The following is a 20,698-nucleotide window of genomic DNA, read 5'->3' as shown; positions in this document are numbered from 1 at the left end:
GTCAGCTCTGCCCGAAAACTCTCCCTCCAACCATCTTAACACTAATAATCAGGCTACTTACTAAAGTGGAGGGCAGGTGACCGCCGCACGCTACTGGCGCGGCGCCGTCGGACGTGACTTAAGGTGAGCCACAGGTATTAACTCCCGGTGGCTTCCGGATGCTCCCTGGCGCGCTTTTCTTCCGGCGTCTCGCCGCTTTCGTCAGGGATGAAGGCTGGGTCCAGCTCGGTGGTGAAGTCACCCGTACCCGAGGCATCGTTGTCATTCCCGACGGCGGCAGGCACCTCGCGTTCCGAGGCTTTGGAGGGCGTCTGTTCAGCTTCGCTCGGTTCTTCGCTCATAGCCTCAATCTAAGCCTGCCCCCTGGCAGTGTCGAGGCTGGCAGCCTTGTGCACCTCTACCATTCTCTGCTTCGCTGGGAGGGTCTCCAGAAGCGAGGGACGCACCCAGCCGAAACGCAGGGAGATCAATCGTGAAAGCAGTGACATGGCAAGGCCGGCGCTCAGTCAGCGTCGAAGACGTACCCGATCCCTCCATCCAGGAACCCACGGACGCAATTGTCCGGATCACGTCCACAGCCATTTGCGGCTCAGACCTTCATCTTTACGAAGTGCTGGGACCTTACATGCACAAGGGCGATGTCATCGGGCACGAGCCCATGGGAATCGTGGAAGAAGTAGGTTCCGGGGTCCACCGGCTCAAGAAAGGCGACCGCGTGGTGGTGCCGTTCAACATCTCCTGCGGTCATTGCTACATGTGCAACCAAGGCCTTCAATCGCAATGCGAAACCACACAAGTGACGGCAAAAGGATCAGGGGCGGCACTTTTCGGCTATTCGGAACTGTACGGCTCCGTCCCCGGTGGGCAAGCACAATACCTGCGTGTTCCCTTCGCGGATTACGGACCCGTCAAAATCGACTCGGACGCGCCGGACGAGCGCTACTTGTTCCTCTCGGACATACTGCCCACAGCATGGCAGGCTGTGGACTACGCGAATGTCCCGGACGGTGGCACCCTTGCCGTGCTCGGGCTGGGCCCGGTGGGCCAGTTCGCTGCCCGGATAGGCATCCACAAAGGCTTCCGGGTGATTGGGGTGGACCCTGTCCCCGAACGCCGCGCGATGGCCGAGACACATGGCGCAGAAACCATGGACTACAGTTCCGACGTCGCCTCCCAAATCCGCGAGCAGACACTCGGACGCGGCCCCGACTCCGTGGTGGACGCTGTGGGCATGGAAGCTCACGGATCCCCCGTGGCATCCTTCCTTCACCGGGCCGTCTCGTTGTTGCCGGACAAACCTGCACAGGTGGCCATGGAAACCATGAGCGTCGACCGGCTTGCGGCGCTGCACACAGCCGTGGACCTGGTGCGGCGCGGCGGGACGGTTTCCTTGAGCGGCGTTTACGGCGGCCAAGCCGATCCCATGCCGCTCATGACCATGTTCGACAAGCAGATCCAGCTTCGGATGGGCCAATGCAATGTTCGCAGCTGGATTGACGATCTGCTTCCCCTGGTAGAGGACGACGCCGATCCGCTGGGGGTCATGCATCTGGTCACCCACACGGGAGGCCTGGATGAGGCCCCCGCCCTCTACGAAAAATTCCAGAAGAAGCAGGACGGCTGCATCAAAGTGGTGCTCAAGCCCTGATCATGGCCTGCCGCTCAACCCGCAGCCTATGCCAGGTGCTTTCCGCCGGTCACACCGATGACTGATCCGGATATGTAGCTGGATTCCTCCGTTGCCAAAAGAACGTAGGTGGCGGCCAGTTCGGCAGGCTGCCCCGCCCTACCCAGCGGGGTGTCCTGGCCGAACCTTTCGATCTTTTCCGCCGGCTGGGTGGGTGGTTGCAAGGGTGTCCACACGGGACCCGGAGCCACGGCATTGACCCGGATGCCTTTAGGCCCGAGCGACTCTGCCAGCGAGAAAGTCATGCTGTTGATCGCTGCCTTGGTGGCTGCGTAGTCGATCAGGGACGGACTTGGGTGGTAGCCCTGAATCGAAGAAGTATTGATAATCGCGGCCCCAGGCTTCATGTGGGGCAGGGCGGCCTTGGTGAGCCAAAAAAGTGCATAGACGTTGGTCTTGAAGGTCCGATCAAACTGTTCACTGGTGAGGTCCTCGATGCCCTCGCTCGTGGCCATTTGGAAGCCCGCGTTGTTCACCAGCACGTTGAGCCCATCGAATTCAGCCACAGTCTGGGCAATGACTTCCTGGCAAAATTCTTCGTCCTGCAGGTCGCCGGGCAAGGCCAAGGCCCTGCTGCCAGCATCCTCGATGAGCTGGACGGTTTGCTCGGCGTCCTGTTCTTCTTCAGGCAGGTACGTGAAGGCGACATCCGCGCCTTCACGGGCGTAGGCAATGGCTACCGCCCTGCCTATCCCGCTGTCACCCCCGGTGATCAACGTCCGCATGCCCATCATGCGGTGATGTCCCACGTAGCTTTGCTCGCCATGATCGGGCCGTGGATTCATGGCCTCGGTCCACCCTGGATAATCCTGGGTCTGCGGCTCGAATTTTTCGGACGGATACTTGGTCCGTGGATCCGTTTCCCCGGAGTCGTCCGGGGTGTTGATGACGTGGTTCACCAATGCCATGGCGATGTCCTCGTCAAGGTCCGTCTGCTCCGTGTCTTCGTTGCGGGTCTCCTCAGCCATGGTCTCAGTGTAAGCATGCTTATCATCCCTGGGGCGCGTTCAGGAAGTACCCAGAATCGCTCGTTAGCGTAGCAATCGTCAGTGTTGGATTACATCGAAGGAGGGCCCATGGGACTCGGAGACAAGATCAGCAACAAGGCACAGGAAGTCACCGGCAAGGCGAAGGAAGCCTTGGGTGACGCCACCAATAACGAGAAACTGCAGGCCGAAGGAGTCGCTGACCAAGCGGCTGCCAAGACCAAGCAAGCCGGCGAGAATGTGAAAGACACCGCCAAGGACGCCTTCGACAAGTAAGCCCGCAGCAAGAAACACGGAACGAGCGCAGCTCGTGCACCCAACTAAGTGGCAGTAAGGCCGTTCTCAGCTCTCATCACGGCCTGATCTGCCACTTAGTCGGGTCCGGATGGCTACTTTTGCGCCGGCAGCACCAGCTCGCCCGACTTATCCGTGGACAGGGCGAGGGATGAGATGTACTGGGGTTCGCCGTCAGGTCCGTCCTGGGCCGAACGGAGCATGTCCGGACGTTCGAACTCAAGCCCGGTGACGTGGCAGAGCAGCTTGGCATCGCTGGGGTTTCCGTCGGCGTCGAACATGGGGAGGTCGATTCCGTCGTCGGTCCTGCGCAGGTAGTAGCGGCCTTTGGTCAGCAAAGCCAGCACCGGCGGCAGCACCACGGCCAAGCCAACGGCGAAGATGGGCGAGAACGGCTGAACAGCTGCACCGAACGCCCCGAAGAACACTGCGATGGAAACCCCCGCGGAGACGAGCATGGACACGAACCCCACGGGATTCACCGCGTAGAGCATCCCGCGGCGGAACTCGGGAACCTTGGGCGAGATCTTCAGCAAGTACTTGTTGATGGCGATATCGGAGGCCACCGTGACAACCCAGGCCATGGCGCAGTTGGCGTAGAAACCCAGGATCGTGTTGAGGAACTCGAACATGTTCGACTCCATCAGGATCAGCGCGATGACCAGGTTGACCACCACGAACACCATGCGGCCCGGGTAGGTCTTGGTGATGCGCGTGAAGGAATTGGTCCAAGCCAACGAGCCGGAGTAGGCGTTGGTGACGTTGATCTTGATCTGCGAAATGACCACCAGCACCACGGCCAAGGTCATGGCGAGCCAGGCCGGCATCATTTCTTCGTAAACACCCAGGAACTGGTGGACAGGCTCATTCGCGGTAGAAGCTGCCGCGGGGTCAAGCTTGGCGATGAGGTAAATCGCGATGAACAAGCCAATGATCTGCTTGATGGCACCGAAGATGACCCAGCCCGGCCCGGCGAGGATCACGGCTCGCCACCATGCACCCTTGTTTTCGGCGGTCTTTGGCGGCATGAAGCGAAGGTAGTCGATTTGCTCAGCGATCTGCGCCATCAGGGACAAGCAGACACCCGCGGCCAGCATCACCGAAGCCAGGTTGGGGCTGCCCTCGCCGGAAGCACCAGTGAAAGCGAAGAAGGCATCAATACTCTCGGGGTGGGACAGGAGCAGGTAGCCCACCGGAACCACCATGAGCAGCAGCCACAGGGGCGTTGTCCACACCTGCAAGGTAGCCAAGGTCTTCATCCCGTAAATCACCAGCGGAATGATGATGATGGTGGACACCGCATAGCCGATCCACTGCGGGATGCCCAGACCCAACTGCAGGCCCTGGGCCATGATGGAGCCTTCGAGGGCGAAGAAGATGAACGTGAAGGTGGCGAAGATAATGTTGGTGACCACCGAGCCGTAGTAACCGAATCCTGAGCCGCGGGTGATCAGGTCCAGATCGATGTTGTACCGCGCGGCATAGTAGGCCAGCGGAAAACCCGTGGCGAAGATGACGACAGCGGCCACGATGATGCCGAAGATCGCGTTCACGGTTCCGTAAGCAATGCCGATATTCGCGCCGATGGAGAAGTCGGCCAAGTACGCGATGCCACCCAGTGCACTCGTCGCCACCACCCCGGCACTCCACTTCCGGTAGGAGCGCGGGGCGAACCGGAGTGTGTAGTCCTCCAGGCTCTCCTTCGCGGCACTCATCGCGTCGGCGTTGCCTGCCGTCGGGGCACCTGAAGTACCGGTTCCGACGGCGGTTCCGGCCGCCGTCGTCGGCTCCAGTGTTGCGGTACTCGTCTTATCGTCGCTCATGCGTGGTCGCTTTCGTCGGGGACTTTGCCTCGCCCCCGACGCTAGTCACGCAGCGCGTCAATTCAGTCACGTCCATGTTTCACAGCTGTAACTTCTGCATCAGCCGCCCCGCGCACCCACCACCAAAATCAAGCACCAGGGTTTGTACGCACTCCACAAAATCGCCGTGTACCAGCACGGATACCGTCAAGGACATGACCACCCAAGCAACCGAACAAGCCCATGAAACCGGCCCCTACGCCATCCTGGACACCGCACGCGAGCAGGTCCTCGAACGCGGCGAAGGCCTGAACGAGTCTCAACTCAAGGAAATCCTCGAGCTGCCGGACGAGGCCATCCCCGCGGCCCTGCAACTCGCCCATGAGGTTCGCCTCAAGCACTGCGGCGAGGACGTGGAAGTGGAAGGGATCATCTCCATCAAAACCGGCGGCTGCCCCGAGGACTGCCATTTCTGTAGCCAATCCGGCTTGTTCGACTCCCCCGTCCGCGGTGTGTGGCTGGATATCCCGGAGTTGGTCAAGGCCGCGAAGGAAACCGCGGCAACGGGTGCCACCGAGTTCTGCATCGTCGCCGCAGTCCGCGGCCCCGACATCAAGCTCATGAATCAGATCAAGTTCGCGATCGACCGCATCAGGGAGGAAGTGGACATCAACATCGCTTGCTCCCTGGGCATGCTCACGCAACGCCAAGTGGACCAGTTGGCCGAGTGGGGTGTCCACCGCTACAACCACAACCTTGAAACGGCCCGCAGCTTCTTCCCTGACGTCGTGACAACTCACAGCTACGAGGAACGCCTGGAAACCTGCGCCATGGTGAAGGCTGCCGGGATGGAACTGTGCTGCGGTGCGCTGATCGGAATGGGCGAATCTGTGGCGCAGCGGGCTGAACTTGCAGCCCAACTCGCTGCCCTCGAACCCCACGAAGTCCCCCTTAACTTCCTCAACCCCCGCCCCGGCACACCGCTGGAGAACCAAGGCATCATGGACGGCAAAGACGCCCTCCGTGCCATCGCCGCATTCCGGCTCGCCATGCCGCGCACGGTACTGCGTTATGCCGGCGGGCGTGAACTGACCCTCGGCGACCTCGGCACCCGCGAGGGCCTGCTCGGTGGCATCAACGCCGTCATTGTGGGCAACTACCTCACCACTCTTGGCCGGCCGGCAAACGCCGACCTCAACCTCCTGGTGGAGCTCAACATGCCCATCAAGGAATTCCAGAAGTCGCTGTGACCACCGCAGTCTCACAGCAGTTTTGCGGGCACTGCGGCGGTGACGGTGACGGCCGTGACATCCCGACGTCGGACGCCCACCATAGCTGCCGTCAGCGTTTGGCGATGGAGCCGCCTCGCTTTTGCCCGCAGTGCCGCCGCCGCATGAAAGTGCAGGTCACGCCTCTGGGGTGGACCGCTGACTGTTCCCGGCACGGAAGGTTGGCGTCATGAGCTCGCTGATCGAGCGGGACCGGGCTACCCTGTGGCACCCGTACGCTCCTGCCTCCGGCACATTGCCGCTGTGGGAAGTGGAAGCGGCCGACGGCGTGGCCCTGCGGCTGCGCGACGAGCAGGGGCGGACGCATGAGGTGCTCGATGCAATGTCGTCGTGGTGGTCGGTGATCCACGGCTACCGGCACCCTGTCATGGACGCCGCCATCCAACGCCAACTGGGCAATTTCAGCCACGTGATGTTCGGCGGGCTAACGCATCCACCCGCTGTTGCGCTCGCGGAAAGCCTTCTGTCCATGGCACCGGCCGAACCGGGCCGCCGCGTGGAGCGCGTGTTCCTGGCGGATTCCGGTTCCATCTCCGTGGAGGTCGCCCTCAAAATGGCTGTCCAATTCCAAACGGCGAACGGCCGACCAAAACGGCAGCGTTTCCTGACCATCCGGGGCGGTTACCACGGGGACACGTTCGCGGCCATGGGTGTGTGCGATCCTGTGGACGGCATGCATTCGTCCTTCCCCGGGCTGCTGGCGCGCAACGTGTTTGCACCGCGCCCACCTGCGGCTGCAGCTGCCCCCGCAGGCATCGCAGAGTGGCGGGCAGAAGTGGAAAAGCTGGCCAGGCAGCATTCCAATGAACTCGCAGCAATCATTGTGGAGCCCATGCTGCAAGGTGCCGGCGGCATGTTCATGTATCCGGCCGAGTGCGTACGGATCCTGCGCGACATCGCGGACCACCACGGCTTGTTGCTGATCCTGGACGAGATCGCCACGGGCTTGGGGCGAACCGGTGAACTCTTTGCCGCACAGCACGCCGGCGTTGTCCCTGACATTCTGTGTGTTGGCAAGGCGCTCACTGGCGGCTACCTCACCCTCGCGGCGACGTTATGCACGGGCGAGGTTGCCCGTGCGGTTTCCGCAGGCGAGGCAGGGGCACTACTGCACGGGCCCACCTTCATGGCCAACCCCTTGGCGTGCGCTGCTGCCAACGCAAGCCTGGGCATCCTGGCAACGGGAGCCTGGCGTGCGGACGTAGCGCGCGTTGGTGCCGGCCTCACAGCGGGGCTGGCTCCTGCGTTGAAGCTCGACGCCGTTGCTGACGTCCGCACCTTCGGTGCCGTGGGGGTCATTGAGTTAACGGACGCCGTGGACGTCGCGGCAGTCACACGTGCCGTCGTCGAACATGGCGTGTGGGTACGCCCCTTCAGAAACCTCGTCTACACCATGCCGCCGTACATCAGTTCCGCCACCGAAGTGGACGTGATGGCAACCGCAATGGTGGCCGCCGTGGAAGAAACGTCCAACCAAAGGGCGGCGGCGTGAGCAGCACAATGACCCGGTGGCTGGAGGAACAAGCCCGGGTCCGCGAGCGCAAGGGCTTGGTGAGGAGTCCCCTGGTGCGGGGAGTGAAGGACCGGATGATCGATCTGGCCAGCAACGACTATCTCGGCCTGGCCACGGATGCCAGGCTCGCCGCAGCCGCACAGGAAGCCATTGCGAAGTGGGGCACGGGCGCTACGTCATCGAGGCTGGTGGCCGGCACCACCGAGCTGCACATGGAATTGGAGCACGAACTCGCTGGGCTGACAGGAATGGACGCCGCGTTGGTCTTTTCCTCCGGTTACCTCGCGAATCTTGGAGTCACCACGGCCCTGGGCGGTCCAGGTGCCTTGATTGTGGCCGACGAACAATGCCATGCCTCCCTGATCGATGGCTTCCGGCTGAGCCGCTCCGAAGTGAAGAATTTCAGGCACAACAATGTGCAGGACGCGGCGGACAAACTGGCCAACCGCACCCAGCCACGGGCGCTCATCGCAGTAGAGTCCGTCTTTAGCGTGGACGGAGATGCGGGACCGCTATCGGAACTCCTGGAGTTGGCGGAAGCACACGACGCCATGCTGCTGGTTGACGAAGCCCACAGCCTGGGCGTCTCGGGCTCGGGATCCAACGCCGGGCACGGCGCCATCGCAGGAACCAGGTTGGCCGGCCATCCCAACGTCATCGTCACCGCCACTCTTTCCAAGGCACTCGGCAGCCAAGGCGGGGCTGTCCTTGGATCACTGTTGCTCAGGGAGCACCTGGTCAACCGGGCCAGGAGCTTCGTCTTCGACACCGCGTTGGCTCCCCCTGCGGCAGCCGCCGCGCTCGCGGCCGTTGGCGTCATCAAGGCCGAGCCGTGGCGTGCCGCGGCTGTCCATCGCAATGCAGCCGCACTGGCTACCGGACTGCGGGCCACCCGACTGCACGCTGCGCCGGGAAGGCTCGCCACCGCCGTCGAACATTCCATCGGAGCGGTCCAGTCCATTCCCATGCCGTCCGCCGAGGCTGCCCTTGCAGCCGGCAAGGCAGCACGTGAGGCAGGCCTCCTGGTGGGGTGTTTCCGTCCACCGTCCGTCCCGGACGGGGTGTCGCGCCTTCGCCTGACGGCGCGCGCCACCCTCAGACCGGCCGACATCGAGCAAGCCTGTGCAACGTTGCGCAGCATCCTGGAGAGAACATCATGAAACTGCCTCCCGTCATCCTGGTCACCGGCACCGATACCGGCGTCGGCAAGACCATCACGTCGGCTGCCATCACGGCCGCACTACATTCACGCGGCCGGACGGTTGCCGTTTACAAGCCGTGCCAGAGCGGAAATGCGCAGGGTGATTCAGACTGTGCCGAGGTGGCCCGTTTGGCCGATCCGGTGACGTCGGAAGCCGGCGTGGTTCTCGAAGAACCCATGGCTCCCGTTCCTGCCGCGGCACTGGACGAGGTCACTTTGCCGTCGCTCGCGGCCCATGCCGGCCGGATTCGTGAGCTGATCGCCAGCCACGACCACGTGCTGGTGGAAGGCGCCGGCGGGTTGCTGGTGGAGTTGGACCACGACGGCGGGACGCTGGCTGATCTCGGCACGCACCTTGGAGACTTGTCTGGATTTGCCGTGGTGACAAGGCCTGCGTTGGGCACGTTGAACCATACGGCGCTAACGCTGGAGGCGTTGGATGCCCGGACCCTGCCGGTGGTGGGGGTGGTCCTCGGGAGTTGGCCGGCAAGGCCAGGTGCGGTGGAGCTCAGCAACCGGGTGACTCTGCGGAGTTGGCCCGTTCCGTTCCTGGGTGCGGTTCCTGCCGGTGCCTCCGGACTGGATCCTGCCGATTTCCGCGCTCATGCACGCGGCTGGCTTGAAGGGTTGCCGGTATGAGCGCGGCGATGTCTGCCGATCTGGAACTTCCCACGGCCGGCCGCTGTCCTTACCGGGTAGTGCGGAACCCCCACACTGTAAGGGAAGTGCTGCACAGGCCCCAGGATTTCAGCCCGGCCAATGCCCTGCTCGCGGTAACTCCCTTGAGCGGACAGGCTCTGCGGATACTGCAGAAGGCCCGGTTTGCGCTGCCGCCGGTCCTGGCGAGCAACGATACCGGGACCCATGCCGGGATTCGAAAGGTGGTGGCGGGTTTCTTTACCCCGGCAAAAGTGGCGGCCATGGAGCCCCGTATTCGCGGCTTGGCCCGCGAATCGGCAGCCCGCGCGGCGCAGCGCCTGGCCTCGGAGGGCAGCGTGGACCTGGTGAATACCGTCGCGGCACACCCCCCGGCTGTCATCATGCTGGAAATGCTGGGGCTGCCCGTCCGCGACCTGCCGGCGTTGAAGGCCTGGAGCCTGGACTCGCTGGAACTGTTCTGGGGTTGGCCGGATGCTGACCGCCAACTCGAATTGGCACACAGCGCCGCGGATTTCTACCGCTGGTTGAGGGAGCTGGTTTTGGAGTCCGTGGCGTCGCCGGACTCAGGCGCGTCACCGCAGCCCAACCTTTTCAACGCGCTGGCCCTCCACGGTCTAAGCACACCTGAGATCTGCTCCCTGGGTTACTTCCTCCTTATCGCCGGGCAAGAGACCACTACCCAACTCATCAGCACCACGCTGTTCCGGTTGGCCGAGGGCTCCCGGGGCATTTCGTGGGGCGAGGCAACAACCGCCCTGAAGGCACGGGACCTGGTCCGGCACGTTCTCGCCACGGAGTCCTCCGTTCCCACATGGCGGCGGATGGCAAACCAGGACACCTTCTTGGACGGGCGCGCAGTCGCGGCCGGTGAAGAGATCCTGCTGGAATTGACGGGCAACCACGGATTCCCCTGGGCCGAAAGTGCAGAGGCGCAATCAGCAGATTCCGAGGCTTCCGACCGCCCGGGGCCCACACCCTACGGCTTGGCATTTGGGTCTGGAATCCACCGCTGCCTCGGCGCCAAACTCGCGGAACTGGAGGCCACCGTGGTCGTTTATGAAACAGCAGCGGCCCTTAAGGGAGTCCGGCTGCAGGATTCGAATCCGGACTGGATCCGGTTGCTGTCCTTCCAAGCGCCCCGAACAGTGGTGGTAGAGCCTGGGTAGGCTTGATATATGGCCGAGAGCCGGGACCTTTTGACGCGGGAGCAGCGCAGCCGCAACATGTCCAAAATCCGTGGGAAGAACACGAAACCTGAGTTGCTGGTCCGCAGGCTCTTGCACGCTAAAGGCTACCGGTACCGGCTGCACGGAAAAGCGGGAACGGCGAGCCTGCCGGGCCGCCCGGACCTCGTGTTCGCGGGACGGCGCAAGGTCATTTTCGTCAATGGCTGCTTTTGGCATTTCCATGATTGCAAAGCAGGGCAGCACGCACCGGCAGCGAACGCGGAATTCTGGGAAGCCAAGAGAATGCGAACCCGCGAAAGGGACGCGCTGCAGCGGGAGCAGTTGGAAGCTGCCGGCTGGAAGGTACACACGGTGTGGGAGTGCCAACTGAAGGACAGGTCCAGGCTCGAGGACCGGCTTATCGAATTTCTGGAATCAGCGGTGGACTAACGCGCAGTTGTGGTGGTGGTCGGCGCGGACTCCACGGATCGATCCGTGCCGGAGGTTTGGGAGCTCTGCTGCCACAGTGCGAAGGCAGCGGACCCACCAATGCCCAGCAGGACGGTCATGCAGACCACGATGATGAGCATGAGGCCCGGTGACGGGCGAGCACCACTTTCCATGTTGTTTCCCGTTCCCCTGGTTCAGCCTGGCAACGCCCGGATCTGCTTTTCACTACTTTGTGGGGCCCGGATCAAGAGTGGCTCTGAGTCCGCTCAAGATTGGATCAATCTTTGACTATTTGGCGCTTCGCAAGTTCCACGGGTCCTACTGTTGAATCGTGAATCCATTGTTTGGAGGCGGGAGGGAATTGGTGTCTGAGTATGACGAGTGCACCGATGCCCTGGTGGATCCCACCGTCCTCACCGAACTCCAAGCTGAACTTGGCGGCGACCATAACATCATCAGCGCCTTCGTCCGTAACTACGCAAAGCTGCTGCCGTGGCGTGTGGACCGGCTTCGTCATGCCTTGGAAAAGCTCGACATGGAAGACGCCATGGACGCGATCCTGAGCCTGAAGACCTCCAGCCATATGGTGGGTGCCATCTGCATGAGTCGGTTGGCCACCGAGCTGGAAATCAGCATCAGGCTGCTGCCCAACGCAGCCCACATGGACGAGCTCCGCCCACTGGTCAACGAAATCGGGCACTTCGTCTCGGCGACGATCCGGGAGCTCGAAACCCCACTTTTGTAAATATCTTCACTTTATTGAAGAGAAACCCTTGACTGGCTAAAGATCTTCACTATAGTTGTGTGAGTTAGCTCACCAACGAAGGATGCGGCAATGACAACCGAGACTCCTGCTCCACCAGCCACCAGCGAACTGCTGGCAACTGTTGGAAACAAGGTGCGCACCATGCGCAAGGCAAAGGGAATGACCCTCGCCCAACTCTCGGACATCACCGGCCTCAGTCAAGCGATCGTCAGCCAAATCGAACGCGGCATGGCCAACCCTTCCTTCACCACGTTGGCCCAGCTGGCCCACGGCCTGGACATCCCCGTAGGGAGGTTCTTCATTGGGCAGGAAGAATCAAAGTCCCCCGTGGTCCGCAGATCCGATCGACGCAACCTCAAGAACGTCACCCGCGAGTCCGTAGGAGAAGCAGTTCACGAGCTGCTCACCCCGAACCGCGATGGAAGCATCGAAGCCCAATGGATCAGCACGCCCCCAGGGCATGACACCAGCGACACCCCTTTTACCCACAGCGGTGAAGAGTTCTGCTACATCATCTCCGGCCGTAAGGACGTCTACCTCGACGGCGTCTGCTACAGCCTTGAAGAGGGCGACTCCATCACCTACTCCTCAGAGATCCCCCACTGGTACAAGAACAGCTACGAAGAGGTATGCGTAGCCATCTGGGTCAACGCACCACACGCGTGGTAACCCTGCCGTGCCCATACGGCGCCAGCGTTTTCCCTTAACTGTCCGGACACGAAACCGTGGCCGCTGACAATCCTTGCCACTTTCGCATCAAACGCCTCCTCCACCAGGCGTTACTGCGTCATACCCTCCCACGCCCTCCGGGGCGTCAGCGTAAGGACACTTCCATGCTCCACACCACAACGACGGACAACGTCGTCCCGTCACCAAATACCAGCCACCCATCCCCCCAAAAGAACACCAAATTCACCCCCGAAGTCCGCAAAGGCTTGCTCGGGCTGGGTCTGGGCAACGCCCTGGAATGGTACGACTGGATGGTCTTCGGCCTCCTGTCCGCCTTCATCGGGCCCAACTTCTTCCCCAACACCGATCCGCTCTCGGCGACGCTGAACGCCTTGGCCGTGTTCGCCGTCGGATTCGCCTTCCGCCCCTTGGGCGGCATCCTCCTCGGGACCCTGGCGGACCGCATCGGCCGACGCCGCGTGATGCTGCTATCCATCATGTTGATGGCCGGCACCACGCTGATCATCGCCGTCACGCCGAGCTATGAAACGATCGGCCCCGCAGCAGGCATCATCCTGGTGGTATGCCGCATCCTGCAAGGTATCTCCACCGGCATCGAAGCGCCGCTGTCCACCTCGCACGCAGTGGAACTCGCTCCCGAAGGCCGCGAGGGCTACGTGGCAGGCATCATGTCCTTCTACGTGAACATCGGCATCCTGCTCGCCTCGCTCATCAGCTTCCTCTGCAGCCTGGTCCTTGGCGGCGCAGCAATGGCTGAATGGGGCTGGCGCGTACCCTTCATCATCGGCGCACTGTTCGGCTTCGTGGTGCTCTACCTTCGCCGTTCCTTGCCTGAAACCCTCAAAGCTGAGGAAATGGCCACCAATACCCCCCGCGCAGTGTGGTCCGGAGTCCGTAAGCACTGGCTCTCAGTCCTGGCCATCATCTTCGTGGTGGGCGCAGCACAGGCCTACAACTACGCCTGGAACGTTGGCCTCCCCAGCGCAGCACGCAGCGGGTTCAAAGAAGATCCCACGGCAGTCTTCGCGCTCACCACCATCCTGGGCGTCATCCTGGTCATTGGCAGCTGGGTCATTGGCAAACTGGCCGACGGCAAGGCAATGTCCAAGTGGTTCCTGGTCACCCGCATCCTCGCCATCCCCTCCGTGTTCCTCATGCTGATGTACGTCCAGCCGGGCATCGGCGGCTTCGCAGCTGTCCTCCTGGGTGGCTCAATCGTCCTGGTCCTGAACATGACCCTCTACAACGTGGTCAGCTCGTCCCTGATGCCCAAGAACATCCGAGGCACAGGCGTGGCCCTTGGCTACGGAATCGGTGTGGCGCTCTTCGGCGGAACAGCCTCCTATCTCCTGGTCTGGTTCCAATCGCTGAACCTCACCTGGGTTTTCCCGGTCTACGTGGCCATCCTCTCCATCCTCAGCATCGTTTTCTATCTCGCGGCCCGCCGTTCCAACGGCATCTTCGTCGGAAAGTAAGGATTCACCATGAACTCGCTTGAACTCAGCACTACGACGGCGGACCTCACCGCCCCGGTCATCTCACGTTCCGACGTCCTGGTAGTTGGCGGTGGCCCCGCAGGCGTGGCCGCTGCCGTGACCGCCGCCCGCTCAGGGGCCAAGGTCACTCTGCTGGAACGCTATTCATCCTTGGGCGGCCTCGCCTCCGGCGGCATGGTCCTGGTGTTGGACGACATGATCAACGGCCAGGAAATCACCGTCACGGGCATCGTCTCCGAATATGTGGAGCGTCTCCAGAAACTCGGCTTGGCAGTAGTCCCGCCAGCCGACGACCGCAAGACCTCCGAGGAACTCTGGAACAAGTGGGGCCGCTTCGGCACCTTCGACTTCCACTCCCACACCAATCCCAAACCCATCTGCTACGCAGCCGCCTTCGACCCCGATGGCTGGAAGCGTGTCTCCAACGACCTCGTCCGTGAAGCCGGAGTGGACCTCCGCCTGCACTCCTGGTTCTCCCGCCCCATCGTGGACAACGGCGTCATCAAGGGTGTCATCTGCGAAACGAAACTGGGCCCGCAGGCCTTCATGGCCGACGTCGTGATCGACACAACCGGCGACATCGACGTCGCGTCCCGTGCCGGTGCCAGCTACGCCAAGGACAACTACCTCACCACGCTCGTCTTCCGCCTCGGCAACGTAGACACCGATGCCGCAGAAGCTTTCGAACAGGCCAACCCGAAGGAAGCCCGCGCCATCAACCGCAAGATCAAGCGGCTCCTTGGCGGCGCCTGGGAACTCTGGTGGCTCAAGACTCCCATCGACGGCGTGGTGTGGTGCAACGCCCCGCACATGTCAGGCTTCGACGGCGTGGATCCTGCAGACATGACCGCGGCCGAGTTTGCAGCCCGCGACCGTATCTCCGAGGCCGTTGACTACGTCCGGGCCCACCTTCCCGGTTTCGAAAACTGCTACATGCTGGACGTCGCATCCCAGATGGGCGTCCGCCAGACCCGGCTCCTGGAAGGCGAGTACGTCATGACAAAGGACGACGTCACCCAACGCCGCCACTTCGCAGATACTGTGGCCCGGGGCCGCGACTACTACTACCCCTACCGCTCGCTGCTGCCCAAGGAAGTGGACCAACTCCTGGTGGCCGGACGGCACTACTCCGCCACACCGGAAGCGCAGAAGATGTCCCGGGAAATCCCGCCCTGCATGGCAATGGGACAAGCCGTGGGCGTCGCCGCAGCCCTCGCCGTCGAGAGCAACGTGTTGGTCCGCGACGTCTCCGCATCGGACATCCAGCAAGGCATGCGCCGCCACGGAGCCGACCCGGGCGACATCCCGTCGTCGAACGCAACCGTTGACGAAACCGCAGCGGTGCCGGCATGAGCACCGCGACCTTGGAACAGTCAGAAGGCACGACGGCGGCACTCACCAACCCGGCCCTGACAGCTACCCCGCTCCCCCTGGACGGCATCAAGATCGTGGACTTCACCCAGGTGTTCATGGGCCCTTCCTGCACGCAACTGCTGGGCGATTACGGAGCGGACATCATCAAGGTGGAACGCCCGGGCGCCGGGGACATCTCCCGCAACTCGTTCCCGGACCAGGACGGCCAGGACAACCCGATCTTCCTGTCCATCAACCGGAACAAACGCAGTGTCTCCGTGGACACGCGCACCGACGAAGGCCGGGAGGTGCTGCACCGCCTCATGGCGGATGCGGACGTGGTTGTCAGCAACTTCCGTTCCGGCGTCATGGAACGCATGGGCTTCGGCTACGAGGAACTGAAGGCCACGAATCCCGCCATCATCTGGGCCTCCGGCACTGGTTTCGGCCCCGACGGCCCTTACTCCCACAAGGGTGGGCAGGACGCGATCGCCCAAGCCTACTCCGGTGTGATGTGGCGGAGGGAGTCCGAGAACACCAAACCGTCCATCTACCCCACAACGCTCTGTGATTACATCACCGGCATGCACCTCATGCAGGGCATCCTTCTGGCATTGCGCACGCGTGAAACCTCGGGCACCGGCCAAAAAGTGGAGGTGACCATGTATGACTCCATGCTGCACCTGCAGATGCAGGAGGCGTGCATGCAGCTCAACCGCGGCTATGAGGTGAACTGGGGTGCCATGCCGCTGAGCGGTGTCTTCGAAACCACCGACGGCGCCGTGTGCATGGTCGGTGGTTTCACCCCGGACCCGTTGGCCCGCATTTCCGATGCCCTGGGCCTTGATGAAGACCTCACCGAACGCCCCGAGTTTTCCAACCTGGAGCAACAGTTCAAGAACAAGCCGGCCCTGCAGGCGATCTTCCGTGAACACATCGCCACAAACTCCACGGAGTACTGGACTCACAAACTTGAAGAGCAAGGGCTGCTCAACGCTCCGGTTCACACACTTGAACAGGCTCTGGCCGATGCCCAGACCGAGGCCAACGGCATGATTGTTGAAGCAGAACACTCCGCCGTGGGTACCGTCCGCATGTTGAACGCACCCATCCGGCTTTCGGCCACCCCTCCGACGATCCGTCGTGCGGCACCACGCCTCGGCGAGCACAACGTTGAAGTGCTCTTGGAGAACGGTTTCGATGAGGAGACCATCGATCGCCTGCAGAAGTTGGGGGTCCTGCGGTGACTGTCTCTGTTGAAGAGCGCGTTGACGCCATCACCCTCACTATTGAGAACCATGTTGCAACGGTGGTCATCGATCGTCAGCATGTCCTCAACGCCGTCGATGCCCACGCGCAGGCCCGGCTCAATGAGATCTGGGACCAGCTGGAGAACGATCCTTCGGTGCGTGCCGTGGTCATCACGGGTGCCGGATCCCGTGCGTTCTCGGTTGGCGCAGACATGTCGGCCTCGGCCGTGGACAAGACAGGCCTCGAATACTGGGCAAGCCTCGATCCCAACGGCTTCGGCGGCCTGAGCCTGCGCACCACCCTCGATATCCCGGTGATCGCCCGCGTCAACGGCTACGCCCTGGGCGGCGGCATGGAGATGGTACTCGGCGCAGACATCGTGGTGGCCGCCGATGCCGCGAAATTCGGCTTGACCGAGCCCCGGGTCGGGCGATTGGCGCTCGACGGCGGCATCCACCAGTTGGTGCGGCGGATTCCGCACACGCAGGCCATGGGCATGTTGTTGACCGGCCGAAAAGCGGACGCTGCCGAAATGCAGTCCATGGGCTTGGTCAACGAGGTAGTTCCCGCTGAAGAGCTCGACGCCGCAGTGCAGCGCTGGGTGGATCAGATCCTTTCCTGCGCCCCCACCTCGGTCCGGGCCGTGAAGCAGATGGTTACCCGGACCACCCACCTCACGGCCAAGGAAGCACGCGGCCAGCGCCTCCCCGCGCTGATGGCGGCCCTGGACAGTGAAGACTCAACCGAAGGCGTCCGGGCCTTCCAGGAAAAGCGTCCGCCGGCCTGGCCGGGGCGCTGATGCAGGACACAAACGATCACAAGGAGATACGGATGAAGCAGACTTCTGCGCGCGAATCCCTGACCGCTGGAGTGTGGGGCGTTGTTGCCACGCCGTTCCAGGGCAGCACGTTGGACGTGGACTTGGACAGCTTGGCGGAGCTCGTGGAGCACTACCAAGCCATCGGGGCTACCGGGCTTACGGTCTTGGGCGTCTTTGGAGAAGCAGCTGCACTAACCGCCGAGGAACGCTGCCAGGTGCTGGAAACCGTCGTCGAGTGCACCTCGCTTCCGTTGGTGGTGGGGGTGACCGCCCTGGCCACCCGGCCGGCCATCGAAGAAGTCCTTGCGGCACAGGACGTGGCCGGAAGCCGCCTCGCGGCCGTCATGGTGCAGGCCAACTCGGCCAGGCCTGAGACGGTCATCGCCCATCTGGACGCCATTCACCGGGCCACCGGCGCCAACGTCGTCCTGCAGGACTATCCGCTGGCCAGTGGTGTCAGCATCGCCTCCAAGGCCTTGATCGCGGTGGTTGCTTCGTGCGACTTCGTGATCGCCGTCAAGGCCGAAGCACCGCCCACCAGCGTCGCGATCGCGGAGCTGAGTGCCGCCGTCGAGGTGTCGATCTTTGGCGGCTTGGGCGGGCAGGGGCTGCTGGACGAACTCATGGCCGGCGCTTCCGGCGCCATGACCGGCTTCTCCTATCCCGAGGCACTCATCGCGTGTGTCAGGGCGTGGCAGGAGGAAGGCTATGACGCCGCCCGGCGTGAACTGCTGCCGTACCTGCCCCTGATCAACTTCGAGCAGCAGGCCAAGGTGGCCTTGGCTATCCGCAAGGAGTGCCTGCGCGAGCGTGGCCTCGTCAAGGACTCCGGGGTCCGTGCACCGGCTGCGGGCTTCCCTGAGGACCTCCGAAGCAGCATGGGCACACACCTCCGCGAGGCCGCCACGGCACTCGATGCCGCGAAGACCATAGCGGGGAGCTTCTGATGGATCTCGGAATCTCCGGAAAGACTGCCCTGGTAGCCGCTTCCACGGGTGGTCTGGGCCTTGCCGTGGCACGGGCGTTGGCTGCCGAAGGCGTGCGGGTGGCGATCGTCGGCCGCCGTCGGGACCGTGCCAAGGAAATCGTCGAGGAACTGCAGGCCGCCTACGGAAGCGGTTCCCTTGGTACCAGCGGTTTTGACGCCGTGGCCATCGAGGCCGACCTCACCACGTCCGTGGGCATCGAGTCAGCCGTCGAACAGACCGTGGCGGACCTCGGCCCCATCGACATCCTGGTCCTCAATGGCCCCGGCCCCAAACCGGGTGCGGCGGCAACACTGAGCTCCGACGAACTCGGTGCGGCGTTCGACATCCTGGTCAAGCCGCACCATGCGCTGGTCTCCCAGGTACTGCCTGGAATGCGGGAACGGCGCTGGGGCAGGATCTTGGCCATCGGTTCCAGCGGCGTCACGGCGCCACTGCCCAATCTGGCCGTGTCCAATACCGGCCGGGCCGCCTTGGCCGGCTACCTCAAGACCCTCGCTGCCGAAGTGGCCTTGGACGAAGTGACTGTGAACCTGCTCCTCCCCGGCCGGATCGCCACGGACCGCGTGGCCCAGCTGGATCACGCCGCCGCCAAACGGCGGGGCACCACGGCCGAGGAGATCCGACTCGAATCGCGCAAGACCATCCCTGCCCGTCGCTATGGAGAACCCGCCGAGTTCGGTGCCGCTGCCGCCTTCCTGTGCAGCGCCCCGGCGTCGTACATCACCGGCGTCGCACTCAGGTGCGACGGCGGCCTGATCCGCAGCCTCTAGCCCCCCACCACTTTCAAAGGAAATACAATGACGTCCACAGCCCTTGCCCCTGAAGCGAAGAGCCTCACCTCCCAGCGGGACATCTCCGCCCAACACCTCATCAACGGCGAATGGCTCGGCGAGCCTGACACCCAGCGGATGAACCCGGCACGTCCCGACCAGCAGGCGGCCCTCTCCCCCAGCGGCACAGCCCACGACGTGGACGCCGCCATCACCGCCGCTGCCGCTGCCCAGCCGGCTTGGGCAATGCTCCCCGCACCGTCCCGCGGCGCCATACTCATCGCTGCCGGCAACCTGTTGAGCGAACGCCAGGCCGCAATCGCCGAAGACCTGGTCCGTGAAGAAGGGAAAACACTGGGCGAGGCCAAAGGCGAGGTCAAACGTGCCTCTGACGTCCTCCGGTTCTTTGGCTCCCTCGGTTGGGCAGCCACGGGAGAGGTCCTCCCCAGTGGTTTGCCGGACACCACCATCACCACACGCCGGGAGCCGTTGGGCGTTATCGGCCTGATTACCCCCTGGAACTTCCCCATTGCCATCCCGGCATGGAAGACGGCCCCTGCGCTGATCAGCGGCAACACCGTTGTCATCAAGCCCGCCGAGCTCACTCCGCTGTCCGCCATGCACCTGGCACGTGCCCTGCAGGATGCCGGGCTTCCGGCCGGAGTGTTCAACGTGGTGCACGGCAAGGGAAGCGTGGTGGGGGATGCTTTGGCCCGTGATCCACGCATCGCTGGCCTTTCCTTCACCGGCTCAACCAACGTGGGCCTGGGACTGCAGGAAATTTTGAACGCTCGTCGCGCCCGGGTCCACTTGGAAATGGGAGGCAAAAACGGGGTCTTGGTCCTCGATGACGCGGATGCCCGCAAAGCCGCGCAGGTGGTAGCCGCCGGTGCTTTTGGCCTGACGGGCCAGGCGTGCACAGCAACCTCGCGCGTTTACGTGACGCCGGGAATCCGCGCTGCCTTCACGGAGGCTTTGGTTGAGGAGGCCGCTGCTTACACCACAGGTGACGGCCTGGGAGGCGGCACGCGAATGGGGGCTGTAGTGAGCAGGCAGCAATTCGGGCAGGACCAAGCCGCGGTGCGCACCGCCGTCGAACGAGGCGCCACCCTCCTTCACGGCAGCTACGACGGCGACCCGAACGGTCCTCTGTTCTTTCCGGCCGCAGTCCTCACCGACCTGCCGATGGACGACCCAGCGGTAACGGAAGAGATCTTTGGGCCGGTAGTTACGGTACTTGAAGTGGCCGATTACGATGCCGGAGTGAATGCCATCAACGACTCCCGCTACGGCCTCACCGCCGGCATCTGCACGGACTCGTTGGCCGTCGCAACGGACTTCGCTGCGCGGGCGCAGGCGGGCGTGGTCAAGGTAAACCGCCCCACCGCAGGCTTGGACCTTAACGTTCCCTTCGGTGGTGTGAAGGATTCATCAACCAACACGTTCCGGGAGCAAGGCAGGTCCGCCCTGGACTTCTATACATGGGGCAAAACCGTTTACACGGGCGTGTAGCGG

The 20,698-nt window shown here is 63.1% G+C and carries 22 protein-coding genes; 18 read left to right on the top strand and 4 right to left on the bottom strand.

What is annotated here, in order from left to right; genetic code table 11:
* Positions 1 to 137: 137 nt before the first annotated feature.
* Positions 138 to 341, bottom strand: a complete 204-nt coding sequence (locus tag A477_RS0103900; protein ID WP_017197711.1) for a hypothetical protein — start codon at positions 339 to 341, stop codon at positions 138 to 140.
* Between the two features lie 131 nt (positions 342 to 472).
* Between A477_RS0103900 and A477_RS0103895 the strand changes: the two genes are divergently transcribed.
* Positions 473 to 1,648, top strand: coding sequence for a zinc-dependent alcohol dehydrogenase (locus A477_RS0103895; protein ID WP_017197710.1), 1,176 nt, complete (start codon positions 473 to 475; stop codon positions 1,646 to 1,648).
* Positions 1,649 to 1,674: 26 nt separating this feature from the next.
* Here the strand turns inward: A477_RS0103895 and A477_RS0103890 are convergent, their stop codons facing one another.
* On the bottom strand, positions 1,675 to 2,655 hold the full coding sequence (locus A477_RS0103890; RefSeq protein ID WP_017197709.1) for an SDR family oxidoreductase: 981 nt from the start codon (positions 2,653 to 2,655) through the stop codon (positions 1,675 to 1,677).
* 108 nt (positions 2,656 to 2,763) lie between these two features.
* Here A477_RS0103890 and A477_RS0103885 point away from each other — a divergent pair, with 108 nt between their 5' ends.
* Positions 2,764 to 2,949, top strand: a complete 186-nt coding sequence (locus tag A477_RS0103885; RefSeq protein WP_026005342.1) for a CsbD family protein — start codon at positions 2,764 to 2,766, stop codon at positions 2,947 to 2,949.
* A gap of 113 nt (positions 2,950 to 3,062) precedes the next feature.
* Here A477_RS0103885 and A477_RS0103880 read toward each other — a convergent pair whose 3' ends face one another.
* Positions 3,063 to 4,790: a purine-cytosine permease family protein gene (locus tag A477_RS0103880; protein ID WP_017197707.1), complete on the bottom strand. Its 1,728-nt coding sequence runs from the start codon at positions 4,788 to 4,790 to the stop codon at positions 3,063 to 3,065.
* A 194-nt stretch (positions 4,791 to 4,984) separates the two neighbouring features.
* Between A477_RS0103880 and bioB the strand changes: the two genes are divergently transcribed.
* Genes bioB through A477_RS0103850 form a run of 7 tightly spaced genes read left to right on the top strand, consistent with a single transcriptional unit; the run spans position 4,985 to position 11,048 of the window.
* The gene (gene bioB / locus A477_RS0103875; protein ID WP_026005341.1) at positions 4,985 to 6,019 is read left to right on the top strand and encodes a biotin synthase BioB; all 1,035 of its coding nucleotides are present in this window, start codon (positions 4,985 to 4,987) and stop codon (positions 6,017 to 6,019) included.
* Positions 6,016 to 6,231 carry a biotin synthase auxiliary protein BsaP gene (gene bsaP / locus A477_RS24055; RefSeq protein WP_083848002.1) on the top strand — a complete coding sequence of 72 codons (216 nt, stop codon included), beginning with the start codon at positions 6,016 to 6,018 and terminating at the stop codon, positions 6,229 to 6,231. The genes bioB and bsaP overlap by 4 nt, the downstream gene beginning before the upstream one ends.
* The gene (locus A477_RS0103870) at positions 6,228 to 7,550 is read left to right on the top strand and encodes an adenosylmethionine--8-amino-7-oxononanoate transaminase (RefSeq protein ID WP_017197705.1); all 1,323 of its coding nucleotides are present in this window, start codon (positions 6,228 to 6,230) and stop codon (positions 7,548 to 7,550) included. Before bsaP ends, A477_RS0103870 begins: the two co-directional genes overlap by 4 nt.
* Positions 7,551 to 7,558: 8 nt before the next feature.
* Entirely contained in the window at positions 7,559 to 8,731 is a 1,173-nt protein-coding gene (locus tag A477_RS0103865) for an 8-amino-7-oxononanoate synthase (RefSeq protein ID WP_026005339.1), read from the top strand.
* Complete coding sequence (gene bioD, locus A477_RS0103860) at positions 8,728 to 9,411, top strand: dethiobiotin synthase (protein WP_017197703.1); 684 nt, start codon at positions 8,728 to 8,730, stop codon at positions 9,409 to 9,411. The genes A477_RS0103865 and bioD overlap by 4 nt, the downstream gene beginning before the upstream one ends.
* Positions 9,408 to 10,598, top strand: coding sequence for a cytochrome P450 family protein (locus A477_RS0103855; RefSeq protein WP_017197702.1), 1,191 nt, complete (start codon positions 9,408 to 9,410; stop codon positions 10,596 to 10,598). The genes bioD and A477_RS0103855 overlap by 4 nt, the downstream gene beginning before the upstream one ends.
* A gap of 9 nt (positions 10,599 to 10,607) precedes the next feature.
* Entirely contained in the window at positions 10,608 to 11,048 is a 441-nt protein-coding gene (locus tag A477_RS0103850) for a very short patch repair endonuclease (protein WP_017197701.1), read from the top strand.
* Here A477_RS0103850 and A477_RS23440 read toward each other — a convergent pair.
* Positions 11,045 to 11,221: a hypothetical protein gene (locus A477_RS23440; RefSeq protein WP_192811972.1), complete on the bottom strand. Its 177-nt coding sequence runs from the start codon at positions 11,219 to 11,221 to the stop codon at positions 11,045 to 11,047. The two genes, A477_RS0103850 and A477_RS23440, sit on opposite strands and share 4 nt — an antisense overlap.
* Positions 11,222 to 11,412: 191 nt before the next feature.
* On the opposite strand from A477_RS23440, the gene A477_RS0103840 reads away from it, so the two are divergent.
* From A477_RS0103840 to A477_RS0103800, 9 genes are all read left to right on the top strand, one after another.
* On the top strand, positions 11,413 to 11,793 hold the full coding sequence (locus tag A477_RS0103840) for an Hpt domain-containing protein (protein WP_017197699.1): 381 nt from the start codon (positions 11,413 to 11,415) through the stop codon (positions 11,791 to 11,793).
* 90 nt (positions 11,794 to 11,883) lie between these two features.
* Positions 11,884 to 12,483: a helix-turn-helix domain-containing protein gene (locus A477_RS0103835; protein WP_017197698.1), complete on the top strand. Its 600-nt coding sequence runs from the start codon at positions 11,884 to 11,886 to the stop codon at positions 12,481 to 12,483.
* A gap of 164 nt (positions 12,484 to 12,647) precedes the next feature.
* Positions 12,648 to 13,979, top strand: coding sequence for an MFS transporter (locus tag A477_RS0103830; protein ID WP_017197697.1), 1,332 nt, complete (start codon positions 12,648 to 12,650; stop codon positions 13,977 to 13,979).
* A gap of 9 nt (positions 13,980 to 13,988) precedes the next feature.
* Positions 13,989 to 15,353 (top strand): FAD-dependent oxidoreductase, encoded by a 1,365-nt coding sequence (locus A477_RS0103825; protein WP_017197696.1) that lies wholly within the window; start codon positions 13,989 to 13,991, stop codon positions 15,351 to 15,353.
* The gene (locus A477_RS0103820; RefSeq protein WP_017197695.1) at positions 15,350 to 16,600 is read left to right on the top strand and encodes a CaiB/BaiF CoA transferase family protein; all 1,251 of its coding nucleotides are present in this window, start codon (positions 15,350 to 15,352) and stop codon (positions 16,598 to 16,600) included. The genes A477_RS0103825 and A477_RS0103820 overlap by 4 nt, the downstream gene beginning before the upstream one ends.
* Positions 16,597 to 17,403, top strand: a complete 807-nt coding sequence (locus A477_RS0103815) for an enoyl-CoA hydratase-related protein (RefSeq protein WP_017197694.1) — start codon at positions 16,597 to 16,599, stop codon at positions 17,401 to 17,403. Before A477_RS0103820 ends, A477_RS0103815 begins: the two co-directional genes overlap by 4 nt.
* A gap of 32 nt (positions 17,404 to 17,435) precedes the next feature.
* A complete protein-coding gene (locus A477_RS0103810; protein ID WP_017197693.1) occupies positions 17,436 to 18,371 on the top strand; it encodes a dihydrodipicolinate synthase family protein in 936 nt (311 codons plus the stop codon).
* Positions 18,371 to 19,183 (top strand): SDR family oxidoreductase, encoded by an 813-nt coding sequence (locus tag A477_RS0103805; protein WP_017197692.1) that lies wholly within the window; start codon positions 18,371 to 18,373, stop codon positions 19,181 to 19,183. Before A477_RS0103810 ends, A477_RS0103805 begins: the two co-directional genes overlap by 1 nt.
* A 27-nt stretch (positions 19,184 to 19,210) precedes the next feature.
* A complete protein-coding gene (locus A477_RS0103800; protein ID WP_017197691.1) occupies positions 19,211 to 20,695 on the top strand; it encodes an aldehyde dehydrogenase family protein in 1,485 nt (494 codons plus the stop codon).
* Positions 20,696 to 20,698: the final 3 nt, after the last annotated feature.

The organism is Arthrobacter sp. M2012083 (genome assembly GCF_000281065.1).
In the GTDB taxonomy this organism is placed as follows: Bacteria; Actinomycetota; Actinomycetes; order Actinomycetales; family Micrococcaceae; genus Arthrobacter.
Note: the sequence above shows the minus strand (reverse complement) of the source record. Positions and strands in the feature narration are given on the sequence as shown.

Bases quoted from the DNA above. Each gene is read 5' to 3' on its own strand.
- bioD (WP_017197703.1), top strand. From the start codon at position 8,728: ATGAAACTGCCTCCCGTCATCCTGGTCACCGGCACCGATACCGGCGTC.
- A477_RS0103865 (WP_026005339.1), top strand. From the start codon at position 7,559: ATGACCCGGTGGCTGGAGGAACAAGCCCGGGTCCGCGAGCGCAAGGGC.
- A477_RS0103820 (WP_017197695.1), top strand. From the start codon at position 15,350: ATGAGCACCGCGACCTTGGAACAGTCAGAAGGCACGACGGCGGCACTC.
- A477_RS0103835 (WP_017197698.1), top strand. From the start codon at position 11,884: ATGACAACCGAGACTCCTGCTCCACCAGCCACCAGCGAACTGCTGGCA.
- A477_RS0103805 (WP_017197692.1), top strand. From the start codon at position 18,371: ATGGATCTCGGAATCTCCGGAAAGACTGCCCTGGTAGCCGCTTCCACG.
- A477_RS0103850 (WP_017197701.1), top strand. From the start codon at position 10,608: ATGGCCGAGAGCCGGGACCTTTTGACGCGGGAGCAGCGCAGCCGCAAC.
- A477_RS0103855 (WP_017197702.1), top strand. From the start codon at position 9,408: ATGAGCGCGGCGATGTCTGCCGATCTGGAACTTCCCACGGCCGGCCGC.
- A477_RS0103830 (WP_017197697.1), top strand. From the start codon at position 12,648: ATGCTCCACACCACAACGACGGACAACGTCGTCCCGTCACCAAATACC.
- A477_RS0103880 (WP_017197707.1), bottom strand. From the start codon at position 4,790: ATGAGCGACGATAAGACGAGTACCGCAACACTGGAGCCGACGACGGCG.
- A477_RS0103890 (WP_017197709.1), bottom strand. From the start codon at position 2,655: ATGGCTGAGGAGACCCGCAACGAAGACACGGAGCAGACGGACCTTGAC.
- A477_RS0103870 (WP_017197705.1), top strand. From the start codon at position 6,228: ATGAGCTCGCTGATCGAGCGGGACCGGGCTACCCTGTGGCACCCGTAC.
- A477_RS0103800 (WP_017197691.1), top strand. From the start codon at position 19,211: ATGACGTCCACAGCCCTTGCCCCTGAAGCGAAGAGCCTCACCTCCCAG.
- A477_RS0103900 (WP_017197711.1), bottom strand. From the start codon at position 341: ATGAGCGAAGAACCGAGCGAAGCTGAACAGACGCCCTCCAAAGCCTCG.
- A477_RS0103825 (WP_017197696.1), top strand. From the start codon at position 13,989: ATGAACTCGCTTGAACTCAGCACTACGACGGCGGACCTCACCGCCCCG.
- A477_RS0103885 (WP_026005342.1), top strand. From the start codon at position 2,764: ATGGGACTCGGAGACAAGATCAGCAACAAGGCACAGGAAGTCACCGGC.
- bioB (WP_026005341.1), top strand. From the start codon at position 4,985: ATGACCACCCAAGCAACCGAACAAGCCCATGAAACCGGCCCCTACGCC.
- A477_RS0103810 (WP_017197693.1), top strand. From the start codon at position 17,436: ATGAAGCAGACTTCTGCGCGCGAATCCCTGACCGCTGGAGTGTGGGGC.
- A477_RS23440 (WP_192811972.1), bottom strand. From the start codon at position 11,221: ATGGAAAGTGGTGCTCGCCCGTCACCGGGCCTCATGCTCATCATCGTG.